The sequence below is a fragment of the Flavobacterium sp. T12S277 genome (genome assembly GCF_048514875.1).
In the GTDB taxonomy this organism is placed as follows: domain Bacteria; phylum Bacteroidota; class Bacteroidia; order Flavobacteriales; family Flavobacteriaceae; genus Flavobacterium.
The window spans coordinates 136959-151933 of record NZ_JBLYEG010000006.1 but is presented as its reverse complement, the minus strand read 5'-3'; the positions used below and the strand labels follow the sequence as shown (position 1 = coordinate 151933).

General features: G+C 31.4%; 14 protein-coding genes and 2 tRNA genes. 8 read left to right on the top strand and 8 right to left on the bottom strand.

Going from position 1 to position 14975, the window contains the following annotated elements; all coding sequences use genetic code 11:
* Positions 1–112: 112 nt before the first annotated feature.
* The 3 genes from ACN1CN_RS11215 to ACN1CN_RS11205 all read left to right on the top strand — a co-directional run bounded on the left by ACN1CN_RS11215 (position 113) and on the right by ACN1CN_RS11205 (position 2573).
* Positions 113–778, top strand: a complete 666-nt coding sequence (locus tag ACN1CN_RS11215) for a hypothetical protein (protein ID WP_419135727.1) — start codon at positions 113–115, stop codon at positions 776–778.
* 151 nt (positions 779–929) lie between these two features.
* Complete coding sequence (locus tag ACN1CN_RS11210) at positions 930–1670, top strand: hypothetical protein (RefSeq protein WP_419135726.1); 741 nt, start codon at positions 930–932, stop codon at positions 1668–1670.
* A gap of 165 nt (positions 1671–1835) precedes the next feature.
* Positions 1836–2573, top strand: a complete 738-nt coding sequence (locus ACN1CN_RS11205; RefSeq protein ID WP_419135725.1) for a methyltransferase domain-containing protein — start codon at positions 1836–1838, stop codon at positions 2571–2573.
* Positions 2574–3064: 491 nt separating this feature from the next.
* Here the strand turns inward: ACN1CN_RS11205 and der are convergent, their stop codons facing one another.
* Positions 3065–4372 carry a ribosome biogenesis GTPase Der gene (gene der / locus ACN1CN_RS11200; protein ID WP_017498805.1) on the bottom strand — a complete coding sequence of 436 codons (1308 nt, stop codon included), beginning with the start codon at positions 4370–4372 and terminating at the stop codon, positions 3065–3067.
* 365 nt (positions 4373–4737) lie between these two features.
* Positions 4738–5619, bottom strand: a complete 882-nt coding sequence (era, locus tag ACN1CN_RS11195) for a GTPase Era (RefSeq protein WP_291285385.1) — start codon at positions 5617–5619, stop codon at positions 4738–4740.
* Between the two features lie 116 nt (positions 5620–5735).
* Here era and ACN1CN_RS11190 point away from each other — a divergent pair.
* Positions 5736–5808: transfer RNA gene (locus ACN1CN_RS11190), tRNA-Met, on the top strand.
* A gap of 189 nt (positions 5809–5997) precedes the next feature.
* On the opposite strand, the gene ACN1CN_RS11185 is transcribed toward ACN1CN_RS11190, so the two are convergent.
* The 3 genes from ACN1CN_RS11185 to ACN1CN_RS11175 form a co-directional block, all read right to left on the bottom strand.
* Positions 5998–6510, bottom strand: coding sequence for a DUF4304 domain-containing protein (locus ACN1CN_RS11185; protein WP_419135723.1), 513 nt, complete (start codon positions 6508–6510; stop codon positions 5998–6000).
* Positions 6511–6673: 163 nt separating this feature from the next.
* The gene (locus ACN1CN_RS11180; protein WP_419135722.1) at positions 6674–7852 is read right to left on the bottom strand and encodes an immunity 26/phosphotriesterase HocA family protein; all 1179 of its coding nucleotides are present in this window, start codon (positions 7850–7852) and stop codon (positions 6674–6676) included.
* 377 nt (positions 7853–8229) lie between these two features.
* A complete protein-coding gene (locus tag ACN1CN_RS11175) occupies positions 8230–8526 on the bottom strand; it encodes a hypothetical protein (protein ID WP_419135720.1) in 297 nt (98 codons plus the stop codon).
* A 457-nt stretch (positions 8527–8983) separates the two neighbouring features.
* Here ACN1CN_RS11175 and ACN1CN_RS11170 point away from each other — a divergent pair, with 457 nt between their 5' ends.
* Complete coding sequence (locus ACN1CN_RS11170) at positions 8984–9484, top strand: GNAT family N-acetyltransferase (protein ID WP_419135719.1); 501 nt, start codon at positions 8984–8986, stop codon at positions 9482–9484.
* Between the two features lie 340 nt (positions 9485–9824).
* Entirely contained in the window at positions 9825–11129 is a 1305-nt protein-coding gene (locus ACN1CN_RS11165) for a M20/M25/M40 family metallo-hydrolase (protein ID WP_419135717.1), read from the top strand.
* Positions 11130–11426: 297 nt separating this feature from the next.
* Here the strand turns inward: ACN1CN_RS11165 and ACN1CN_RS11160 are convergent, their stop codons facing one another.
* The 3 genes from ACN1CN_RS11160 to ACN1CN_RS11150 form a co-directional block, all read right to left on the bottom strand.
* Positions 11427–11939 (bottom strand): hypothetical protein, encoded by a 513-nt coding sequence (locus ACN1CN_RS11160; protein ID WP_419135716.1) that lies wholly within the window; start codon positions 11937–11939, stop codon positions 11427–11429.
* A gap of 1 nt (position 11940) precedes the next feature.
* Entirely contained in the window at positions 11941–12216 is a 276-nt protein-coding gene (locus ACN1CN_RS11155) for a hypothetical protein (protein ID WP_419135715.1), read from the bottom strand.
* Positions 12217–12460: 244 nt separating this feature from the next.
* The gene (locus ACN1CN_RS11150; protein WP_419135714.1) at positions 12461–13621 is read right to left on the bottom strand and encodes a histidine decarboxylase; all 1161 of its coding nucleotides are present in this window, start codon (positions 13619–13621) and stop codon (positions 12461–12463) included.
* A 153-nt stretch (positions 13622–13774) separates the two neighbouring features.
* Between ACN1CN_RS11150 and ACN1CN_RS11145 the strand changes: the two genes are divergently transcribed.
* Positions 13775–14227: an Lrp/AsnC family transcriptional regulator gene (locus ACN1CN_RS11145; RefSeq protein WP_419135713.1), complete on the top strand. Its 453-nt coding sequence runs from the start codon at positions 13775–13777 to the stop codon at positions 14225–14227.
* Positions 14228–14666: 439 nt separating this feature from the next.
* Positions 14667–14738 (top strand) — tRNA-Glu (locus ACN1CN_RS11140).
* Positions 14739–14975 lie beyond the last annotated feature (237 nt).

Here is a 14975-nt window from a genome sequence, read left to right as displayed (position 1 = left end):
GCTAGTCATAAAGAATTCCTTTTATGAGTTATTAAGAATTATCTATATATTTGGTTAAATAAAATACCACATTTATCATATATCCAAGTTAACTACAATTAAACTTAAAAACATGCTACCATTAAAAATTAAGACAAAACTTTTCACATTAGAAATATTTAGAAGAGGCATTGTATTTACGATCGCTTCTGCCTTATTTGCTTCTGGTGTTAACCTTTGTAATGGCAATATAATACTTTTAATAGTTTCAATATTTAATAAACAAGTATTCAATGAAGAAAATAATGAATATGGCTTTTGGGTAGGCCTAATCTTGATAGTAATATCGCTTTTTCTTTTTTATTTAATAATCATAAATTGGAGGATTGAAATTTACTCAAAAACTTTTCTTCAACTAAGAAGAACGTTTGATAAATACGGTACAGCAATTAATCACAGAACATCATACGCTAGCTCAACAAAACTTAGAGAACTTCATACTGAAGCGTATGAATCATATAAAAATACTGTTGAATTCTTAAATGAAAACCAAACATACTTAGATATTGAAACTTATAATTTAGCAAGAAATATAAATTTCAATATTGGAAGTCAATTCATAGAATTAGATATTTACATTAAAGAAGTATGTAAAATCGAAAATGATGTTAAAACTGATTATCGTCCTGAGTTAGCAAATAAAGCCTTAACAGGTGATATTGAGGATTTAAAAGAAAAATTTAATGAATTTGTTACAATTATTAAGCAAAAAGAAAAATTTAAGATAAGTACAAATTAACAGCAGTTAGCAGCTACAACAATAGAATCAATTGGCTTAATGAAAAGTTAATTTTATATTTGGGATAATTTAGCAAATCCGAATAATGAACTTAATTTAGTCCCAAAACGACCGTAGTATCAGAACGTTGTGTAATAATAAACAAAAAAATATGGAAATAGCCCGTTTTTTAAAAGGTAATTTTGGAAATATATTAGGAATAATCGGAATTATCCTTGCTTATTATTTTTACTATAAAGGAAAAAGTAAAAAAGAAATTTTTTATGAAATCATAGGCTTTAATCTAATAAACGAAAACTTAAACCAAAAAGTTTCTGAATTAAAAATTTCATATAAAAACAAAGACATTAAGTATTTAACCGTTTCAAAAATAGCGATTTGGAATTCTGGAAATACTACAATTTGGGAAAATGAAATTCCCGAAAACAATAAAATACAAATTAACATTTGTAATAATTATGAAATACTAGAATACGAATTAATAGAAAATGAAGATGTTGATTCTAAACTTAATATAACTAAAATTGACGATAAGCATTTAGAAATTAATTTCAAATTTTTAGAACCTAACAAAGGGGTCGTTCTAAAATTGATACATACTAGTAAGACTTCTAATGATGTGTCAATAAAAGGAAGAATTATAGGAGGCTCAGAAATAAAGCGAATAAATGATATAGGCCGAAATAATAAAGAAAGAGAACATTGGTCAACAAAGTATTTTGGTTTTCTCTTCGGTGTTATTTTGTTACTAGGTTCATTTCATTACGAATTCATTTCTTTTACTTTTATATTTCTCTTTTCTTTTGGAATTCTAATTACACTTACTGCGATATATCAAATAACACTAAAAAAAGTTCCAAAAAGTTATGAAAAAATATACTTAGATAAATAAAACAATATTATACAACAGCTAAAACAACGATTTTAGAGAATAAGCTTCATTGAAAAGTGGTTTTGCAATTGAGATGATTTTGCAAATCGAAAGAATGGGCTTAATTTCCAAGCCTGTTGCAATATCAGAACATCTTGAACAATTTTAATTCAAACCGCTTAAATTATGGATGAAACTTTACGGATATATTGGGAATTATATAACGAGATATTTTCTAATGAATTAATGATTCACAAGAGTCATAATTTACTAAGAAATTTTGAAGAAGAATTTATTGAAGGACCAATACTTGAATTAGGCTGCGGACAGAGTAGTTTCTTGGTAGAGTTTTCAAAAACTGGAAAAGAAATATTTGCAATTGACAATGAAGAGTTCCAATTAAATTTATTAAAAAAAAGAATCGAATCATACGCTGGAAAAGATGCTGGTAAATTACATTTATTGAATATTACAATTCCAAAGAAAGAAATTCCTCAAGAAATATTTTCATTGGTTATTGCTTCTGATTTTTTACATTTTTTTTCAATAAATGAATGTAAAAATATTATTTCTCAGATAATTTCAAGAACACAAAAAAAATCTTTAATATATGTTAGGGTTCATTCACAATCACATTCTTATAGTGATTCTCCTGATCCGGAAATACACGAATATTTTAAACATTTTTTCACAGAAAGTGATTTAACAGACCTTTTTGATCAAAAATATTTCGAAAGAATGATTTTTTCCAATACAGTCCAAAATATTAAAGACAAATTTACAAGAGAAATGGAAATAAAATGGACGGAAAAAGTACTTGATGAATATCAAATTTTTGACCCACATGAAAGACAAGAGCATTTCGAAGAAAATAATAAAGAATTAAATGTTGGCTATCTAGAATGTATTTATAGACGAAAATAAAACTGTCCACAATGGCTAGTGCAACAAGTTTACTCAATTACTTAATGGGAAGTTGGTTTTGTAATTGGTATATTTCCGAATAATGAGTTTAATTTAACCCTAAATCCGATGTAGTATCCGAACGTTAGTGAACATTTGATAAAAAAGTAACATGAAAGAATATGAGGAAAATACCAATGAATATAAAAGAACTAGCAAAGTTGAAGCAAATTCTTGTAACACAATCTTAGAGAGATTTGAAAAAATCGAAAACAAATTAGGAAATTTTCGTGACATTATTCTTAACATTTGACAATATTTTATTTTATATCTTAATTCGCAACAACTACTGAATTCAAGAAATACAGTTTCTTCAATTTATCTTTATGCTTCAGATGGCAAGTTTGCTAAAAAGTTATCATGAAATATAAATATAACATACGAAAATAACAAACAAGAAAAAACCCTTATAAATCTGCTTATAAGGGTTTAATGTATCTTTATTATCTAATTTATTTCTCTCTGATATAAATATCGATTGGCACTCCTGCGAAATCCCAATTTTCTCTGATCTTATTTTCCAGGTAACGTTTGTAAGGTTCTTTAACGTATTGTGGCATGTTGGCAAAAAATACAAACTGAGGCGTTTGCGTTGGCAACTGCATACAATATTTAATTTTCACATACTTCCCTTTTGTTGCCGGTGGCGGATAAGCTTCAATTACCTTCAACATGTATTCGTTGAATTTTGAAGTAGCAATTCTTTGTTTTCTGTTTTCAAAAACCTGAACAGTAGCTTCTAATGCTTTCAACAAACGTTGTTTGGTTAAAGCCGAAACGAATAAAATTGGCACATCGGTAAAAGGCATTAATTCTTTTTTGATTTTCTCTTCGTAATCGCGAGTCGACATGGTATCTTTTTCTACCAAATCCCATTTGTTTACTAAGATCACAACCCCTTTACGGTTTTTCTCTGCCAGCCAGAAAATACTCTGATCCTGACCTTCAAATCCACGGGTTGCATCAATAACCAAAATACAAATATCAGCATGCTCAATCGCACGAACCGAACGCATTACCGAGTAAAACTCTAAATCTTCCTTTACTTTAGCCTTACGACGGATTCCCGCAGTATCAACCAAATTAAATTCAAAACCAAAACGGTCAAATTTTGTATCAATGGCATCACGGGTTGTTCCTGCAATATCGGTTACGATATAACGATCCTGACCAATCAAAGCGTTGATAAAACTTGATTTACCAGCATTCGGACGTCCTACAACAGCAAAACGAGGCAAATCTTCTTTAACCTCAACTTCCGGTTTCTCCGGGAACGCATCAATTAAAGCATCCAATAAATCTCCTGTTCCACTTCCTGAGATACTTGCAAACGTAAAATAATCTCCTAAACCAAGATTATAAAACTCAATTGCATCTTTCTCACGCATTGCGTTATCTACTTTATTTACAGCCAATAAAACGGGTTTTGTCACTTTACGCAACAATTTCGCCACTGTTTCATCCATTGGTGTAATTCCTTCTTCTACATCAACCACAAAAATAATAACATCAGCTTCATCGATAGCAAGCTCCACCTGTTTGCGGATTTCACCTTCAAATACGTCATCAGAACCGCGAACGTATCCACCGGTATCAATTACAGAAAACTCTTTTCCGTTCCACTCGCTTTTACCATAGTTTCTATCACGGGTAACCCCAGATACCGAATCTACAATAGCTTCTCTTCTTTGTATCAGCCTATTAAAAAGGGTTGATTTCCCTACATTAGGTCTTCCTACTATCGCAACAATGTTATTCATTTTTTTGAATTTTAGATTTCAGATTCTAAATTTTAGATTTTTAGTTTCCTAAAATCCTATCACTTATAAATCCAAAATGCTTTATTTTAATTTTTTGCAAAGGTAGTCTTTTTTTGTTAGCAGTCGCAGTTTTAAGTATTCAGTCAGAAAACTACTAAAACGGCCACTTTTAACTCAAAACTAATTCCTTTTTTTCAGGAGCTATTCCTGCTATCCGTTTCAATCTTTTGTTTCGCTAAAGCTTCACAAAAGGATTTCCACTACTATCAGGGCTAGGACTTCAGTTTTCAGTATCCGTTTTCAGCTATATACTAAATCTTCCACCTTACAAAACTGAGACTGAACTCTGCGACTGAAAACTCTTTTTATTGATTGTACCCGAATCGTTTCAACATATTGGCATTGCTTCTCCAGTTCTTGTTCACTTTCACGTAAAGTTCAATATGAATTTGTTTTCCGAAGAACTTCTCTAAATCGGCACGAGCGTCTGTTCCAACCTTTTTTAAAGCGGCACCTTTATGCCCAATGATGATTCCTTTTTGAGTTTCTCTTTCGACCATAATCACAGAACGGATTCTGATAATTTTTTCATCTTCAAAAAACTCTTCCGTTACGATTTCAACGGCATACGGAATCTCTTTGCTATAGTTCAATAAGATTTTCTCACGAATCGTTTCGTTTACAAAGAAACGTTCCGGTTTGTCTGTCAATTGATCTTTTGGATAATAGGCAGGTGATTCCGGCAACAACTCAATGATTCGGCTAAAAACTTCCGGTACATTAAAATTCTGTAAAGCCGAGATTGGGAAAATTTCGGCATTGGGCACTTTTGCCGCCCAAAATGCTACTTGTTCCTCTAATTGTTCCTGATTGGAGTTGTCGATTTTATTCAACAATAATAAAACCGGAATTTTAGCATGGATAATTTTATTAAAGAAAGCTTCATCTTTTAAGTCCTGCTCTCCTATTTCGACCATGTAAACTAAAATATCAGCATCTTCAAAAGCCGATTTTACAAAGTTCATCATCGACTCCTGCATTTCATAAGCGGGCTTGATGATTCCGGGAGTATCCGATAATATAAGTTGAAAATCTTCGCCATTCACGATTCCAAGAATACGATGACGGGTTGTTTGTGCTTTTGATGTAATAATCGATAATCGTTCTCCAACAAAGGCGTTCATCAATGTTGATTTTCCAACGTTTGGATTCCCGATGATGTTTACAAAACCTGCTTTATGTGACATTTGTGTTCTATTTATTTTGCAAAGGTAGTCATATCAACTCAATACAGAAAATAAAACATTTTTTAATGTTTTCGTTGGATTTCTCAAAAATCGGCGTATCTTTGCACCCGAAACATCGCGGGATAGAGCAGTAGGCAGCTCGTCGGGCTCATAACCCGAAGGTCACAGGTTCGAGTCCTGTTCCCGCTACTAAGACAAAGCTTCAGAGAAATCTGGAGCTTTTTTGTTTTAAGTAAATTTGTTTCAATCATAATTCATTTAAAAATTACTTGTAAAAAAAGAAGGCTTTTATCGCGTTTACAATTTCTAAGAAACAAAAAATGCGCAAAGTCAGAGACATTTGCGCAGCTTTTCATGAGAATACTTTGGAGAACAGGACTAAGCTTTAAGCCCAAATTTTTCAACTTGTACTTCTAATATTTCTCCCCAAATTTTCATTTTACCATAAAACTCAACACAATCTTTTAAAGTTTTAAGTTTTTCCAATATTATCAGTATTTCATCTTCAAAATCAATTTTTAATTCACTAATAAATTCATCTATATTAGTGTTTTCTGTTATTAAATAACCTAACCAACCATCTTCTCTATATTTACTTTTTTTTCTGCTTTCACTCAAGTAAGTTTCTTCTCGAGTGTAAGTAAGAATGTCAAAATGTGTTGCTTTCTTTTTGTTGGGATCTTTAATTTGTTCTGTTAGGGCAATCCCAATATTGAAACAAAAACTTAATTTTTCTTTACTGTTCCACTGTGAGTTTTGAAGATTAATAATTATAAAAAAATCACCCATATTTTTCCACCAAGTTTGTCCGCTAGTTAGGTAGCCAAAACTTTTCAATGTTGGTTTTAAATAAGTTTTGATAAATTCAGATTGCATTTCTTTAACGTTCATTTTTTGCATTTTCTTTTAACCGCATTTTTCTCATAGCCAGTCTAAAACGTTCTGGTACTAAAGCAGGTTTGGTACTAAATTAAGCGCATTATTCGGATTTGTAAAATCATCCAAATGCAAAACCATTCTCCATTAAGCCTATTGCACAAATCCGTTGTAGCTGTTACCACTCGTTTTTTTGTAGATTTTCTGAATACAATTTATTTGAATCAAGTTCAAAAAAATCAAATATTTCTTTTTTAATTTCCATATTTATTGGATTTCTTAAATCAGTATCACGACCATAAAATTCTTCATTCCAATATGATTGATTTGAATTTTCTGATATTGCTTGTAGTAAACTTGACTTATTAAAATCTAATCCAAATTGAATTGATTCATTCCTATATGGATTGAATTTCAAGCATTTATCCCAATCTCCTTTAGGATCTGGGTTTGGTATTTCAATGTATTTATAAAATTTATCTCTTTTAGTTTCTTTGTATATTTTACCATACTGTAAATAAACAGTATCAAAATCACCATAAGAAATACTTCTCGCATATGAAATTGGAAAATCTATTTCCCAATCTTCTAATGGTAAGTTTCCGATTATTTCAAAATCACCATAATATAGTAAATTGTCCATAATATATTGTGACGGTAAACTTTTCAAAAATTTTAAATAAGTTAAATCTATTTCTTTCGAATTCTGAATGATATGATATATTTTAATAACTAAAGGTTGTGTCATCAAGTTCGAGAAGCCATAATTTTTATTTGTTTTAAAATTTGGATTTTTTCTTATTTTTCTAATATCACAAATTAAACGACCAAATCCGAAGTTTCTCCTATCAACTTTGTAAATAAAAAAATCACCTTCTTTTAAATTTATTCGTTTTCTTTCTTCGGTTGCTATTTTTTGCAAATCGTTTAAATCACTTTCGGTTGTATTTGATATATAATTGTCTAACCAAAGAGGCAAATCCTTAATACTCTTAAATCTAATATTTTCAAAACTTGTAGAATAATATGTTTTCTCTGTTGAGTGATTTCCTATAATAATTCCTCCAATGTTGAAAGTAAAATACATACCAATTCCGTTTCTAGCTTCTAGAGAAGAGAAGTTTAATTTTTTCTCTTTTCCTCTGCTCGTTTTCGGTAATAATATTGTTCGATTTACAGTTTCTTCTTCTAATTTGATTTCTTGATAGGAATAATCACCCACACTGATTTTTTTTCGAATTGTATTGCCATCAAAATAGACGAATATTTCTTTAGTGATTTCTACTTTTTCCCAATTATCAGGAACAATTTCAAGACCTAAATATTTTCTTTGGTGATTGTTTAATTCAAATTTCATCAGTTTTTCCTTAAAATTAGTGGTAACTTATATATGTAAAACCCACACAAACTCATCCACATTTGGTAGATATGTGTGATAAATTTCACACATTACTTATTTTCAAATATATAATTTTTTCACTACATACTATCAAAAGGACTTTTAATTTGATTGATGCTTTTTGGCACTTGTGTGATTGGCTATACAAACAAAAAAAGAGAAAAAATTAAGATGTGCATGCTAAAATATTGTAATAATCCTGGATAATCTGGTTAGATATTTGAATGCTTCCCGCTACTAAGACAAAGCTTCAGAGAAATCTGAAGCTTTTTTTGTTTTTGACTGCATCTAAAAAACTTTACATTCGTGAACGAGACACTCGCGGCAGCTAAGAACTAAGGATAAACAGCTTTCACTTTTGAATTATTTTCTCTATTTAGTCGAATTTCAACCTTTAATACATTTGACACTCTACAAACATTTAGATAATTTCCCTTAACACTCTTTTCCCAATTAATATAGTCTAGATTACTTTTAAACTCATTTAAGGATAAATTGTCTTTTGAATTTATCGTTTTAAAAAGCCCTCCTAAAGGAACTATCTCCACCTTTCCATCATCTTTAACAATTAAAAAAGCATCCATTCCTCCATCAAAACCCGAATAGGTTTCCTCAATGTATGATTGTGGCAAAGCTTCCTCTTTTTTATATTTACCATAATAAAAAAAATCCTATTCCCTCTATCCACCCTGGTTACTGTCGTTTTCTTATTACTGTAGTAAATATAACTTTCTTCAGATGAGCAAGCTCCTAAAAAAAGAGTCATCAATAAAACTATTATATTTTTCATCGTTTTTGTACTATTTCACCTCGCTCTCCGAGGTACTCTTATGAATGTTATACCAATATCTCCGTCTCTGCGTCTCCTCTAAAAACAAATCTAGTACAAAAAACTAAAACACCATAAAATCGCTGACCTTGTCCCAAATTTAATATCGATACTATTGGTTAAATGATTTAGCATTCAAAACATTTTAAAAGCGAGAAGTTTTCTCTATTTATTTTCTGTAAATTTGACTGTATTTACAAAAACAAATCTGCTAATACTTTTAGCAAACAACTTCTAAATTAATTCTCTTACTATAACCAATGTCTACTCTTTATCAAAGCCCAAGAATTATTATTCGCGAATTTTTATCTCAAGAACAACAAACATTTTTAAATCTTTTTAAAGATAATCAAGTTACACAATACCTTCCTGATGCTTCACCAGAAAGATATGTAGAAATGTTTAATGAATTGCTTGAAAATTATGAAAAGAAAAATCTTAGTCGATGGGCGATATTTGACACTACAAATAATAATTTCATAGGAATGTGTGTTGCTCGTATTTTTATACATAACACAAACCAAATAGAGATTGGGTATGTACTCAGTAGAGAATATTGGGGAAAAGGTATTGCTACAGAAGTATGCAAAGCATTAACGCAATATAGTTTTGCAAATACAAATACAAAAGAAGTTGTAGCCGTAACAGATCTCAATAACACCGGATCACAAAATGTACTGCAAAAAGCCGGATTTGAACGATTAAATAATCTGATCAGAAATGAAGAAGAACTAGCTTATTTTAAGGTAGGGAGATTATAACCTCATTTCTGTTGAATATGTAAACCAAACAAAAAGACCAAATATTTCTTGCTCCTCGCTACGCAAAGTCAGGAGACTTTGCGTTTTTAACCCATTTGCACAGCCTTTCATAAGAAACTCTTCGTAAAGCAAGGGTAATCAACCAAAAAAACAATTAAAAAATGCTGCTAATCAAATTATATTGCGGCTTCATTATCTCCATTTTCACTGATGCAATTACAATTTATAATTCAGCAATGTTGTCAGTTTTTTTTTAATTAAAAACTTTTACCAGTGCTAAGTTTTGCAAATAAATAACATACTTTTGAATTAACTAAAACCTTATTTATAAAAGTAGAATATGAGAAAAATTATTGTAAGTATGTTTGTTCTAAGTCAATGTATTAATGTACATGGACAATCGATAGATAAAATTATTACGAATAAGGAAGTAACTCGCATAGAGAAAATACTTTCGGCTGATGATATGCAGGGCAGAAGAACTTTTACTCCCGGTATTGAAAAAGCATCAGCCTTTATAGAATCAGAGTTTAAAGAAATTGGTTTGCAAACTTTCAATGCAGCAGCAAATTACAGACAAGAATTTTCGATGACTTCCTCTAAAGCCGTTTCTTCAAAAATTACTATTGACGGCAAAGAAATAAATAACAATCAGGTTGTAACATTCTCCTACCTTCCTCAGGTTTCTTTAACTGAAAAAAGCGATATTTCTGTTGTAAAAATCAATAAAGGGGATAACATTGGCGAGAAATTTAATGAATATTATAAAAGTTCAAAAAATCTTTTGGTACTAGTTGACTCTTCATTTGATAAGGTTTTACCGAATATTCAACATATTGACCGAATCAGTGCGACTCCGGGAAACAATACAGTTATGTTTGTTTTTGGTACCACAGAAGCGACCACTTTTTCTGTTGAATTAACAAATACAGTCTCCAAAAAAACATTGAATAATGTTGTTGGAATATTACCCGGGAAAACCAAACCAAATGAGTATGTGATTTTTTCAGGGCATTATGATCACTTAGGAGTAGGCTCTCCCGAAGAAGGTGCTCCGCATCCTGCAACAGATTCTATTTATAATGGCGCTAATGATGATGCTGCCGGAACAACAGCAGTAATTATGCTTGCGAAGTATTTTAAAAAACTAAACAACAACGAGCGTACTATTATTTTTACCACATTTACAGCTGAAGAATTAGGTGGTTATGGAGCTAAATATTTTTCTAAACAGCTTGCGCCAGAAAAAGTGATTGCGATGTTCAATATTGAAATGATAGGAACAGAATCTAAATGGGGTAAAAACTCTGCTTACATTACAGGCTACGAAAAGTCGAATATGGGGCAGATTTTACAAACTAATTTAACCGGAACAAGCTTTAACTTTTATGCAGATCCTTATCCGGACCAACAATTATTTTACCGCTCAGACAACGCTACTTTAGCCAGACTTGGAGTTCCTGCTCACACCATTTCTACTTCAAAAATGGATAATGAGCTTACGTATCACACAGCCGATGATGAATTTGAAACGTTAGATATTGATAACATGACCCAAATCATAAAATCAATTGCACTAAGTTCTTCTTCGATTATTAGTGGAAAAGATACGCCAACAAGAGTAAACACTACTCAATTAAAATAACAGTAAGTAAATTATTAGACCGGTTAGAGTCTTCGCCTCGGCACACTACTAAGACAAAGGCTTCAGAGAAATCTGGAGCTTTTTTTATTGTAAATTACGCAGGGAGCAAAGTTAGAGACATTTGCGCAACTTTTTACAAAGAACTCTTCGAAGAATAGCGAACAGGTGAAGCACATCGCCCTGGACACAAAAAAACAACCTCCACTATAAAGTAAAACACCACTTATTACAAGTGGTGTTTTTTACTTATAACACTTTGCAATATCTATTGCTTTTGTGCGTATGTTAACCATAAGATCACTTTTTATTATAATTTATCGTGAAATTATTCTTTATCAATTCATCTATTGTAACCTCAAGTCTTCTATCTACAAGACTGTCTTTTAAAACTTCATCCCAATTTTTGTTTGCAATAAAAACTGAATCAAAAACATAAATGTATAATCGCTCGTCAACATGTAACATGTCTTCAATACATGTTGGCTTGCCACCACCAGTAAAACGAATTTCTCCAATTTCTATCTTACCATTACCTGCAAATGCAGCCGTGGTCTTAAAATATGGATCTGAACGAAAGTCTCCTAATGGCATAACTGAATCGAGTCCTCTATAGAGATACAAAACCTTATCGGTATTATTTTTAACTTTAATGCTATAATGGCAATTATTACTGTCTTTTGGTTCCCGACAAGCATTTATCAGATTAAATACAATCATTAACAACACTATTTTTTTCATATTTACTAATAAATTATCTTCTTTGCCACTAGTCCTCAATTCAGTAGAGAAACTGTTTTTAACAACAGACATATCACTCTTCTATGCCAATTTCATCAATTACTGTAGCATTCATTTTTTTCTTTCGAATTAACTTCAAACCTAATTTTACTAAAAAATAGGTCATCAAAATATAAAACAAAAAACAAGTAAGAAATCCAATTGTATAACCTGGAGCACCTACTACTCCATCTTCAAATTTTTTCTTGCAATTTTCAAATAGAATTGGGAATACATGTACCGCAGGAAAACAAAGTAAAATTGTAAATACTATTATTATAATTCCTGCTATCTTTTTGAATATGTTCATTTATTTTTTTGAGTTCAACGTTTTGAATTTTTCCTACCAGTGTTATATAGCTCTCCAAGATATACAATTGAACACCGTACACATGGATATAACTTTACCTCAAATTTAATATAAATTGTATGAGTTAAATAATTTAGTATTCAAAGCATTTACCATATCATAAAAAAATTGCGTAAAGTCGGAGACATTTACGCAATTTTCATAAGCTCTTTTACAGAACAAAATTAACAATACTATTAAAACACTACCAACTGAATTCCGCCATTTCTTCCGGGGTTTCAATGCAGTTTTCTACGTCGTTGATAAAAAGATCGATTTGTTCTTTGGTCACGTTTGGCATGCAAATAATATGAGAAATATCGCCCTCAGTGGCTAATTGCCATTTTGATTTAACTTCTTCGGTTATTTTTGGAAAAACGACTGTGATAGAATTTGGGTTTCTCCAGGCGGCAATCCCCATATTTTTTAATCGCTGCTCACAGTATTCCGCTACTTCCAAACTGTGTAAATAACGCTTTTTCAGACCTTCAATACCTAGTTTTTTTAAGGTAAACCATAAAAACAAAGGAGAGTGTCCATTTCTGGACCCTGTAATTGTGGTGTCTAAGGAACCGATATACGATATTCCTTTTGAAATTCTATCCCTATTGGAACGCTTCGTGATAATAACACCCGTTGGAATAGGCGAACCTATAAATTTGTGTCCACTGATAGAAATACTGTCCGCACCATCCATAAAATCAAAGGGAAGTCGTGGCTCCATAAAAGCACCATAACTTCCGGATAAGGCTGCATCGCAATGGATGTAACTATCTTGTATGGCTAATGTTTTTAGAATATTCTTAATTTTTGATACGTCATCTTTGGCTTCTTTCATGGTAGTACCAAAAGTAGTCAGTACGATAGCCGGTTTATGACGATTCAGTTTTAAAGTATTTTCAAAATCTTCATAATCGATTTCACCATTTTCCTGCGAACGAATAACAATACTCGGAATGTTGAGCAAATGAATGTTTTTACGCACACTGTAATGGGTTGATTCCGAATAATACACCATTGCTTTCGAGTATAACTCTCGTGCGAGATACAGCCCGTACAAATTACTTTCAGAACCACCATTGGTTACATACCCCCAATAATCTTTTGGATTGGCGCGGAATAATTTGGCAAAAAAGCCAACCACTTCTCTTTCCAGTTCGTGTGTCTGCACTTTGTAGGTACAATCTTCAAAAGGATCTCCAAGGTTATTGATCGGATATTTTAAAAAATGACTGATTTCCGAATAATCAAAATCTTTGGATACCGGATAACCTAAGAAATTATCTCTGGCATTTTCGATGTATTGATTCAAATCAAACAAACGTTGATTGTCTTCTATGGATAGTGATTCTGAGATAGGTGTCATAACATTTATTTTTTTAGTAAATGTACTTTTAATAGTTTAATATTCTACATTAACAACAATACTCGAAATATAATTCTACATTTGACAAATATTTAAGTTTTTTAATATTGAATTTACTATTTATTTTTTCTGAAACCATATAATTATTCTGAGATGGATGCCATAGACAAAAAAATATTGATGCTTTTACAGCAAGATTCGAAACAAAATACAAAAGAAATTGCCGAAAAAATAGGATTATCTGTTTCTCCTACCTTTGAGAGAATCAAGAAGCTGGAACAAAAGCAGTACATCAAAAATTATGTTGCTTTGCTGGATGCTACCAAAATTGGAAAATCAATCAGTGTGTATTGTCAGGTTACTTTGGCGGTGCACTCACGCGAGTTGATTGATAATTTTAAGCAGCACATCCTGGTATTACCCGAAATAATGGGTTGTTTTCACGTGTCCGGGAATTATGATTTTTTGCTAAAAGTAGCTGTTAACGACATGAACGAATATCAAAAGTTTGTGATCGATAAGTTATCGGTAATCAAAGGGATTTCAAATGTGCAGAGTTCTTTTGTGATGGAAGAAATAAAAAATGATTTTGCCTATAATTTATAAAACTGGAATTCTACGATAGGCTTTCCCAAAAAACTTTATGCCTCTTTTCAGAAGTGACTTTTTAGGGAGCGTTTTTTTTACTTTAAAACAATTTTGCATTCGCAAACGGGGTATCTACGGCAACGAAGAGAAAAAAGCTGCACAAAAACAACAAATAAATCATGTGTATTTTCTCTCAAAACAAATAATCCTAAAAATAATTTTATTTTTTTTCGAAGGCTATCATTTCAACAAAAGAAAAGAAAAATCTTATTTCCGGTTTTTTACTGCTAAAACAACCAATTATTAATCAAACAAATACATCTCCGGTAAATTTTCACCGTTTGTGATTGCTTGTTTCTAAAGCTGCTGTTTTCAAAATAACCCTGAAAAAATTTTTCAAAATTTCCATTGTGTATTTTAAAAATAGTTGCACTTTTGCACCCGCAACGAACAAGAAGGCCCGTTCGTCTATCGGTTAGGACGCATGGTTTTCATCCATGTAAGAGCGGTTCGATTCCGCTACGGGCTACTAAAAACAAAGCTTCAGAGAAATCTGAGGCTTTTTTGTTTTAGAACGTAAATCGTCCGGGGCATTTCAGGAATCAACACAAAACTTCTTAAATTTGATTTTTCATTCCCGAAAAGCAAATCATATCCTGTAAAGTAATTGTATCGAATTATTTAAATTTTAAAAATCGCTGTCGATTAATTTCCAATGAAAATTAATGCCATTCCTCCTATCCTTTAAATTTGATAAAAAACATCT

Bases quoted from the DNA above. Each gene is read 5' to 3' on its own strand.
- ACN1CN_RS11180 (WP_419135722.1), bottom strand. From the start codon at position 7,852: ATGAAATTTGAATTAAACAATCACCAAAGAAAATATTTAGGTCTTGAA.
- ACN1CN_RS11185 (WP_419135723.1), bottom strand. From the start codon at position 6,510: ATGAACGTTAAAGAAATGCAATCTGAATTTATCAAAACTTATTTAAAA.
- ACN1CN_RS11165 (WP_419135717.1), top strand. From the start codon at position 9,825: ATGAGAAAAATTATTGTAAGTATGTTTGTTCTAAGTCAATGTATTAAT.
- ACN1CN_RS11170 (WP_419135719.1), top strand. From the start codon at position 8,984: ATGTCTACTCTTTATCAAAGCCCAAGAATTATTATTCGCGAATTTTTA.
- ACN1CN_RS11145 (WP_419135713.1), top strand. From the start codon at position 13,775: ATGGATGCCATAGACAAAAAAATATTGATGCTTTTACAGCAAGATTCG.
- era (WP_291285385.1), bottom strand. From the start codon at position 5,619: ATGTCACATAAAGCAGGTTTTGTAAACATCATCGGGAATCCAAACGTT.
- der (WP_017498805.1), bottom strand. From the start codon at position 4,372: ATGAATAACATTGTTGCGATAGTAGGAAGACCTAATGTAGGGAAATCA.
- ACN1CN_RS11215 (WP_419135727.1), top strand. From the start codon at position 113: ATGCTACCATTAAAAATTAAGACAAAACTTTTCACATTAGAAATATTT.
- ACN1CN_RS11155 (WP_419135715.1), bottom strand. From the start codon at position 12,216: ATGAACATATTCAAAAAGATAGCAGGAATTATAATAATAGTATTTACA.
- ACN1CN_RS11150 (WP_419135714.1), bottom strand. From the start codon at position 13,621: ATGACACCTATCTCAGAATCACTATCCATAGAAGACAATCAACGTTTG.
- ACN1CN_RS11205 (WP_419135725.1), top strand. From the start codon at position 1,836: ATGGATGAAACTTTACGGATATATTGGGAATTATATAACGAGATATTT.
- ACN1CN_RS11160 (WP_419135716.1), bottom strand. From the start codon at position 11,939: ATGTCTGTTGTTAAAAACAGTTTCTCTACTGAATTGAGGACTAGTGGC.
- ACN1CN_RS11210 (WP_419135726.1), top strand. From the start codon at position 930: ATGGAAATAGCCCGTTTTTTAAAAGGTAATTTTGGAAATATATTAGGA.